The 7,405-nt window shown below is 66.5% G+C and carries 6 protein-coding genes; 5 read left to right on the top strand and 1 reads right to left on the bottom strand.

The genetic code is table 11. The features are described from left to right. Positions 1-349: 349 nt before the first annotated feature. On the bottom strand, positions 350-1,348 hold the full coding sequence (locus tag JQC81_RS19855) for a tyrosine recombinase XerC (protein WP_203273513.1): 999 nt from the start codon (positions 1,346-1,348) through the stop codon (positions 350-352). 47 nt (positions 1,349-1,395) lie between these two features. On the opposite strand from JQC81_RS19855, the gene JQC81_RS19850 reads away from it, so the two are divergent. The 5 genes from JQC81_RS19850 to JQC81_RS19830 all read left to right on the top strand — a co-directional run bounded on the left by JQC81_RS19850 (position 1,396) and on the right by JQC81_RS19830 (position 7,385). Continuing rightward, positions 1,396-3,558 (top strand): primosomal protein N', encoded by a 2,163-nt coding sequence (locus tag JQC81_RS19850; RefSeq protein ID WP_203273512.1) that lies wholly within the window; start codon positions 1,396-1,398, stop codon positions 3,556-3,558. Positions 3,559-3,589: 31 nt separating this feature from the next. Then, positions 3,590-4,150 (top strand): histidine phosphatase family protein, encoded by a 561-nt coding sequence (locus JQC81_RS19845; RefSeq protein WP_203273511.1) that lies wholly within the window; start codon positions 3,590-3,592, stop codon positions 4,148-4,150. 208 nt (positions 4,151-4,358) lie between these two features. After that, complete coding sequence (locus JQC81_RS19840; protein WP_203273510.1) at positions 4,359-4,931, top strand: F0F1 ATP synthase subunit delta; 573 nt, start codon at positions 4,359-4,361, stop codon at positions 4,929-4,931. Continuing rightward, on the top strand, positions 4,931-6,460 hold the full coding sequence (gene atpA, locus JQC81_RS19835) for a F0F1 ATP synthase subunit alpha (protein ID WP_203273509.1): 1,530 nt from the start codon (positions 4,931-4,933) through the stop codon (positions 6,458-6,460). The genes JQC81_RS19840 and atpA overlap by 1 nt, the downstream gene beginning before the upstream one ends. A 52-nt stretch (positions 6,461-6,512) precedes the next feature. Next, on the top strand, positions 6,513-7,385 hold the full coding sequence (locus JQC81_RS19830) for a F0F1 ATP synthase subunit gamma (RefSeq protein WP_203273508.1): 873 nt from the start codon (positions 6,513-6,515) through the stop codon (positions 7,383-7,385). Positions 7,386-7,405: the final 20 nt, after the last annotated feature.

The raw sequence follows: 7,405 nt of genomic DNA, 5'->3' as shown, positions 1-7,405 counted from the left end.
ATCGAGCCGGGCTGCCCTAAACGCCTCCCTCGACACCTTCAGGCTCGCAGCACCCGCTGCGGGCCCACAGGTGCTGGATCTTTGACAAGCCAACCAACAGCGTCATCCCGGACGGCAAAGCCGATCCGGGATCGCACAAACCAGCCCAGCACTGTCATCCGGGGCGGCTTCAGCCGAGCTCGGGATTCATGACCGCCGACGGTGCCGGACAAGGCGCAACGCTGATCGCCGTCCATGAGATGCGGCGGTTCTGGATCCCCGCCTGCGCGGGGATGACAGCCGTGGGGATTAAGTGCCCCATTCTGCACGCGATCCCGGACCTCCGCTGCGCTCCGTCCGGGATGACCCTCTATTTGCCGCCCTGCTTCAGCCTAGCCCTAGGATGCGCCGCATTGAATGCATCCATCAGCCGGGCCGCATCCACCTTCGTGTAGAGCTGCGTGGTCGAGAGCGAGGCGTGGCCCAGAAGCTCCTGAATGCCGCGCAGGTCGCCGCCCTTGGCGAGCAGATGCGTGGCAAAGGAATGGCGCAGAGCATGCGGCGTGGCACTGTCCGGAAGGCCGAGCGCGCCGCGCAGCTCTTCCACGGCGAGCTGGATAATCCGGGGTGAGAGCCGCCCGCCGCGGGCGCCGACGAAGAGCGGTCCCTCCGGCGGGATCGCATAGGGGCAGAGCGCGAGGTACTCCTCGACTGCCCGCTGGATCGGAGGGATCACCGGCACGCTGCGCATCTTAGCCCCCTTGCCGGTGACCGTGATGGCATCGAGCCCGTTCACGGGCGCATCCCGCCGCTGCAGGCCCAGCGCTTCGGAAATGCGCAGGCCTGCCCCGTAGAGCAGGGACAACACCGCCGCATCCCTGGCCAGGATCCAGGGCTTGCGGTTCTCGGACGCCCGGGTCTCCGCGTCCGTGACAGCGACGGCCGAGGAGGCGGAGAGCGGGCGCGGCAGGTTCTTCTCCACCTTCGGGGTGCGAATCGCCGCAAAGGCCGAGGCGGTGCCATGGCCCTCTCGCTCCAGGTGCCGGGCGAAGGAGCGAAGCGCCGCGAGCTGGCGCATGAGCGAGCGGCTACCCACCGAATCCATGCGCCGGGCAGCGAGGAATGCCCGGATGTCGAGGGGCTTCAGGCCCAAGATTCCTTCGACGGAAGGCGGCTCTCCGAGATGGTTTGTCAAAAAGCTAAGGAATTGGCGCAGATCCCGGGCATAGGCCTCGACGGTCTTTGCCGAAAGCCGCCGCTCCTTGGCCAGCGAGGCGAGCCACACCATCGCTTCGCGCCGGGTGTCGTCCGCGCCGGGCAGGACCAGATCGAGAACATTTTGTGTGGCGCTGCTTGACATGAGTCCCATTTATGCAAGGGCAGTACCCTAAACAGGCACAGGTTAACCTCTCCCGAATGACAAGCCGCATCGCCGATGTCCTTATCCCGCTGGCGCTGGACACGGCCTATTCCTATGCCGTGCCGGACGGCCTCGGCCTCGAGGAGGGCGACGTGGTGCAGGTGCCGCTTGCCAACCGCGAGGTGGCGGGCGTCGTCTGGTCCATGCGCGAAGGGCAGGGCGGCAACCTGAAGAAGGTGACGGGCGTCATCGACGCGCCGAACCTCTCGCCCAAGATGCGCAAGTTCCTGGACTGGATCGCCTGGTACACGCTCGCGCCCAAGGGCTCGGCGCTTGCCATGGGGCTCAAGATCCCGGACGCCGACCGGCAGGAGGTGGCGCGCGTCGGCGTGAGGCTGGCCGACGCCCTGCCCAAGCGCATGACCCCGGCGCGGCAGAAGGTGATCGAGATCGCCCAGGACGGGGCCGTGCGGCTCAAAAGCGAGCTCGCCCAAGCGGCGGGTGTCAGCGCCGGGGTCGTCAACGGATTGATCGACGAAGGGGCCCTGGAGACGGTGGTGCTTCTCGCCGAGCCCGTGGCCGAGATGCCCGATTCCGCCTTCGGCAGCACCGCTCTCTCGGACGGCCAGGACGAGGCGGCGCAACAGCTCGTCGCCGCCATGGGCGAGGAGCATCCGCCTGTGATCCTGCTGGAGGGCGTCACGGGCTCCGGCAAAACGGAAGTCTATTTCGAGGCGGTGGCCGAGGCCGTGCGCCAAGGTCGGCAGGCCCTGATCCTCATGCCGGAAATCGCGCTCACCGCCCAATTCCTCGATCGGTTCGCCGCCCGCTTCGGCGTGAAGCCCGCCACCTGGCATTCCGGCGTTACAGGCCGCAAACGCGAGCGGCTTTATACAGCCATTGCCTCGGGCGAGGTGAAGGTGGTGGCCGGGGCCCGCTCGGCCCTGTTCCTGCCTTATGCCGATCTCGGGCTCATCGTGGTCGATGAGGAGCACGAGACTGCCTACAAGCAGGACGACGGGGTGCATTACCATGCCCGCGACATGGCGGTGGTGCGCGGCAAGATTGAGAATGCCTCCGTGATCCTGGCCTCGGCCACGCCGTCCATCGAGAGCCGGGTCAATGTGGAGCGCGGGCGCTACCGCCATGTGCGCCTGCCCGAGCGCTTCGGCGGCCGCTCGATGCCGCAGATCCGGGCCGTGGACCTGCGCAAGGAGGCGATTCCGAAGGGCCGCTGGCTCTCGCCGACCCTCGTCGCCGCCGTGGAGGACACGGTGGCCAAAGGCGAGCAGGCGCTGCTCTTCCTCAACCGGCGCGGCTATGCTCCGCTGACCCTCTGCCGCAATTGCGCTCACCGCTATGAATGCCCGAACTGCTCCTCCTGGCTGGTGGAGCACCGGTTCCGGCGCTCCCTCGTGTGCCACCATTGCGGCCATGTGGAGCGGACGCCCCAGGCCTGCGTCGAATGCGGCAGCGTCGATTCGCTGGTGCCCTGCGGCCCCGGCGTCGAGCGGATCGCGGAAGAGGCGGCGGCGCTGTTTCCGGACAAGCGATGCATCGTGCTCTCCAGCGATTTTCCCGGCGGCACGGAGCGGCTGCGGATGGAGCTGGCCGGGATTGCTGCGGGCGAGTTCGACATCGTCATCGGCACGCAGCTCGTGGCCAAGGGGCACAACTTCCCGCTGATGACCCTGGTGGGCGTGCTCGATGCCGATATTGGTCTCACCTCGGGTGATCCCCGCGCCGCCGAGCGCACCTTCCAGATGCTGCAGCAGGTCACCGGCCGCGCCGGGCGCGGCGAGAAGCCGGGGCGCGCCCTGGTCCAGACCTGGCAGCCGGACCATCCGGTGATCGCAGCCCTGATTTCGGGCGATGCCGAGCGGTTCTACGAGGAGGAAACGCGTGTGCGCGAAATGGCCGGGCTGCCGCCCTTCGGGCGCCTGGCCTCCCTCATCGTCTCGGCCGCCGAGCGCGAGGCGGCGGAGGCCCATGCCCGGGCCATGGCCCTGGTGGCGGAGCCGCCGCCCGGCGTCACCGTGCTCGGGCCCGCCGAAGCCCCGCTCGCCCTGATCCGCGGCCGCTATCGCTTCCGCCTGCTGGTCAAAACCGAACGGGAGGTGGACCTCCAGGGTTACCTCCGCGGCTGGATGGCCCGCTGCCCCAAGATACGCGGCAACACGCGGGTCTCCATCGACGTGGATCCGCAGAGCTTTCTGTGACCAACCCGAGATCTTTACTAAGACAGGTACCATGCCCAAGATCGTCCATTGCATCCGCCACGGCCAATCCACCTTCAACGCCCATTGGGCCGAGCACGGCGAGGATCCTGGGCATGTCGATGCCCCTCTCACGGAACTCGGCCGGCAGCAGGTCGCCGAGCGGGCGCCGGAGCTGCGCCAGCATCCTTATGAACTTGTCGTGACCTCGCCCCTGACGCGTGCGATCCAGACCACCCTGGGCCTGTTCGGGACCCATCCCGCGTCCCCGACGATCCTGGTGGAGTGCCTGCACCGGGAGCACCTGGAGAGCAGCTGCGATGTGGGCCGGGCGGTCTCCCATCTGGCCCAGGACTTCCCCCACCTGCATTTCGGGCACCTGGACGAGGTCTGGTGGCACAACGAGGGCGAGGTGAACGAGCGCGGCTTCGTCTACGAGCCGGCGCATGTGTTCGAGGAGCGGGTCGAGCGGTTCCGGGGCTGGCTGGCGGAGCGGCCGGAGACGATGATCGCCGTGGTGGGGCACGGTACCTTCTTCAGCAGGCTCGTCGGGCGGTTCCTCACCAATTGCGAAGTCGCCACCCTGGAACTTTAGACCCTGCCTCGGCAGGCACCCGGTTTTTACCTGACGAACAGGGCTCAGCTCGCCTTGCGCCTCGGAAAAACCCATGCTAGTGCACCCTCGCCTGACGGGCGGAGAAGGCTCCCGTCCCGGGCTCATTTCCACACCTGACGGGTCTCCCGGATGCCGCGTTCGCAGGCTTTCCCGGTCCGAGGCCCGTTATGACAAGAGAGACGGTTACGTGGCGCAAAGCGGTTCCCAAGAAGGACCCCTCCTGTCGGGCGTAGCGTTGCGCTATGCTTCGGCGCTGTTCGAACTCGCCCGCGAAGCGAATGCGATGGACGCTGTCGCCGGCGATCTCGCCCGCTTCGACCAGCTGATCCGCGGCAGCAGCGACTTGCAGCGCCTGATCTCCAACCCCATTTTCACGGCTGAAGAGCAGTCGAACGCGATCGGTGCCATTCTTGACAAGGCCGGCCTCTCGGGCCTTGCGGGAAATTTCATCCGTCTCGTGGCGTCCAAGCGCCGGCTCTTCGCCCTGCCGGACATGATCCGCGCCTTCCAGAACCTGGTGTCCGATGCCAAGGGCATCGTCCGGGCGCAGGTCACCCTGGCGGAGGCGCCGTCCGACACGGTCCTGAACGAAATCAAGGCGGCGCTGCGCGACGTCGCCAAGGCTGACGTTGCTGTCGACGTCAAAATCGACCCGAGCCTCATCGGCGGTCTCATCGTGAAGATGGGCTCCCGCATGGTGGATGCCTCGGTGCGCACCAAACTCAATTCCATTCGTCTAGCGATGAAAGAGGTCCGCTGATGGACATTCGAGCCGCTGAGATCTCCGCGATCCTCAAAGAGCAGATCAAGAACTTCGGTACCGAAGCTGAAGTCACCGAAGTCGGGCAGGTTCTGTCCGTCGGTGACGGTATCGCCCGTTGCTACGGCCTCGACAAGGTTCAGGCCGGCGAGATGGTCGAATTCGAGAGCGGCGTGCGCGGCATGGCCCTCAACCTCGAGACCGACAATGTCGGCGTCGTGGTGTTCGGCTCCGACCGTGAAATCGCCGAAGGCCAAACCGTGAAGCGCACGGGCGCCATCGTGGACGTGCCGGTCGGCAAGGGCCTGCTCGGCCGCGTCGTCGACGCGCTCGGCAACCCGATCGACGGCAAGGGCCCGATCCAGTCCACCGAGCGCCGCCGCGTGGACGTGAAGGCTCCCGGCATCATTCCGCGCAAGTCGGTGCACGAGCCGATGGCCACGGGCCTCAAGGCCATCGACGCCCTGATCCCGGTCGGCCGCGGCCAGCGCGAGCTGATCATCGGCGACCGCCAGACCGGCAAGACCGCCGTCGTGCTCGACACGATCCTGAACCAGAAGCCGCTGAACCAGGGCAACGACGAGTCGCAGAAGCTCTACTGCGTCTACGTCGCGGTCGGTCAGAAGCGTTCCACGGTTGCCCAGTTCGTGAAGGTTCTCGAAGAGCAGGGCGCTCTTGAGTACTCGATCATCATCGCGGCCACCGCGTCGGACCCGGCTCCGATGCAGTTCCTGGCGCCGTTCTCGGGCTGCGCCATGGGCGAGTTCTTCCGCGACAACGGCATGCATGCCGTGATCGTGTACGACGACCTGTCCAAGCAGGCCGTCGCCTACCGTCAGATGTCGCTCCTTCTGCGCCGTCCGCCGGGCCGCGAGGCTTATCCGGGCGACGTGTTCTACCTGCACTCCCGCCTGCTCGAGCGTGCTGCGAAGCTCAATGACAGCCAGGGCGCGGGCTCGCTCACCGCTCTGCCGGTCATTGAGACGCAGGCCAACGACGTGTCGGCCTACATCCCGACCAACGTGATCTCGATCACCGACGGCCAGATCTTCCTTGAGACGGACCTGTTCTACCAGGGCATCCGCCCGGCGGTGAACGTCGGCCTCTCGGTGTCGCGCGTGGGCTCCTCGGCCCAGACGAAGGCGATGAAGAAGGTTGCGGGCAAGATCAAGGGCGAGCTGGCGCAGTACCGCGAGATGGCGGCCTTCGCTCAGTTCGGCTCCGACCTCGACGCCACCACCCAGCGCCTGCTGAACCGTGGTTCGCGCCTGACCGAGCTCCTGAAGCAGCCGCAGTTCTCGCCGCTGAAGATGGAAGAGCAGGTCGCCGTGATCTACGCCGGCGTGAACGGCTACCTCGACAACCTGCCCCTCAACCGGGTGCGGGCGTTCGAGGACGGGCTGCTCTCGCTCCTGCGCAGCAAGCACGCCGATATCCTCGATGCCATCCGCACGTCGAAGGACCTGTCGAGCGACTCCGAGGCGAAGCTGAAGGACGTCGTCCAGAACTTCGCCAAGTCGTTCTCGTAAGCGTCTTTCTCGTAAGATCCAGCCGGTTTTCCGGAGAGGGTAGGGCCGCTCGATGCCGAGCTTAAAAGACCTTCGTAACCGCATCGCCTCGGTCAAGGCGACGCAGAAGATCACCAAGGCCATGCAGATGGTGGCCGCCGCGAAGCTGCGCCGCGCGCAGACCGCGGCGGAGGCCGCGCGTCCCTATGCGGAGCGCATGTCCTCGGTGCTCGGCAATCTCGCGTCCGGCATCACGGTCGGACCCGAGACGCCGCGGCTTCTCGCCGGGACCGGTTCCGACCGCGTTCACCTGCTGATCGTCTGCACCGCCGAGCGTGGTCTCTGCGGTGCATTCAACTCCTCGATCGCGCGTCTGGCCCGCGACCATGCCACCCGGCTCATGGCCGAGGGCAAGACGGTCAAGATCATCTGCGTGGGCAAGAAGGGCTACGACATTCTGCGTCGCCAGTTCGCCCAGCAGATCATCGAGCTCATCGACCTGCGGTCCGTGCGCCAGCTCGGCTTCGAGCAGGGCGATATGATCGCCCAGAAGGTTCTCGCCCGCTTCGAGGCCGGCGAGTTCGATGTGGCGACCCTGTTCTACTCGCGCTTCCGCTCGGTGATCGCCCAGATCCCGACCGCGCAGCAGATCATCCCGGCTCAGATCGAGGCCACGGGCACGTCGTCCGACGCGGTCTACGACTACGAGCCTGAGGAAGGCGAGATTCTCACGACGCTCCTGCCGCGGAATCTCACCGTGCAGATCTTCCGCGCGCTGCTCGAGAACGCCGCTTCCGAACAGGGCGCCCGCATGAGCGCCATGGACAATGCAACCCGCAACGCGGGCGAGATGATCAAGAAGCAGACGATGACCTACAACCGGTCGCGTCAGGCGATGATCACCAAGGAACTGATCGAAATCATTTCGGGCGCCGAGGCGCTCTGACGAATCCGAGAGGAGCCAAT

It is taken from the genome of Microvirga arabica (assembly GCF_016811235.1).
Taxonomy (GTDB): domain Bacteria; phylum Pseudomonadota; class Alphaproteobacteria; order Rhizobiales; family Beijerinckiaceae; genus Microvirga; species Microvirga arabica.
This window is presented reverse-complemented; position numbering and strand designations above follow the sequence as displayed.

Excerpts from the sequence above, each read along its gene's own strand:
- JQC81_RS19850 (WP_203273512.1), top strand. The coding sequence starts at position 1,396 with ATGACAAGCCGCATCGCCGATGTCCTTATCCCGCTGGCGCTGGACACG.
- JQC81_RS19845 (WP_203273511.1), top strand. The coding sequence starts at position 3,590 with ATGCCCAAGATCGTCCATTGCATCCGCCACGGCCAATCCACCTTCAAC.
- atpA (WP_203273509.1), top strand. The coding sequence starts at position 4,931 with ATGGACATTCGAGCCGCTGAGATCTCCGCGATCCTCAAAGAGCAGATC.
- JQC81_RS19830 (WP_203273508.1), top strand. The coding sequence starts at position 6,513 with ATGCCGAGCTTAAAAGACCTTCGTAACCGCATCGCCTCGGTCAAGGCG.
- JQC81_RS19855 (WP_203273513.1), bottom strand. The coding sequence starts at position 1,348 with ATGGGACTCATGTCAAGCAGCGCCACACAAAATGTTCTCGATCTGGTC.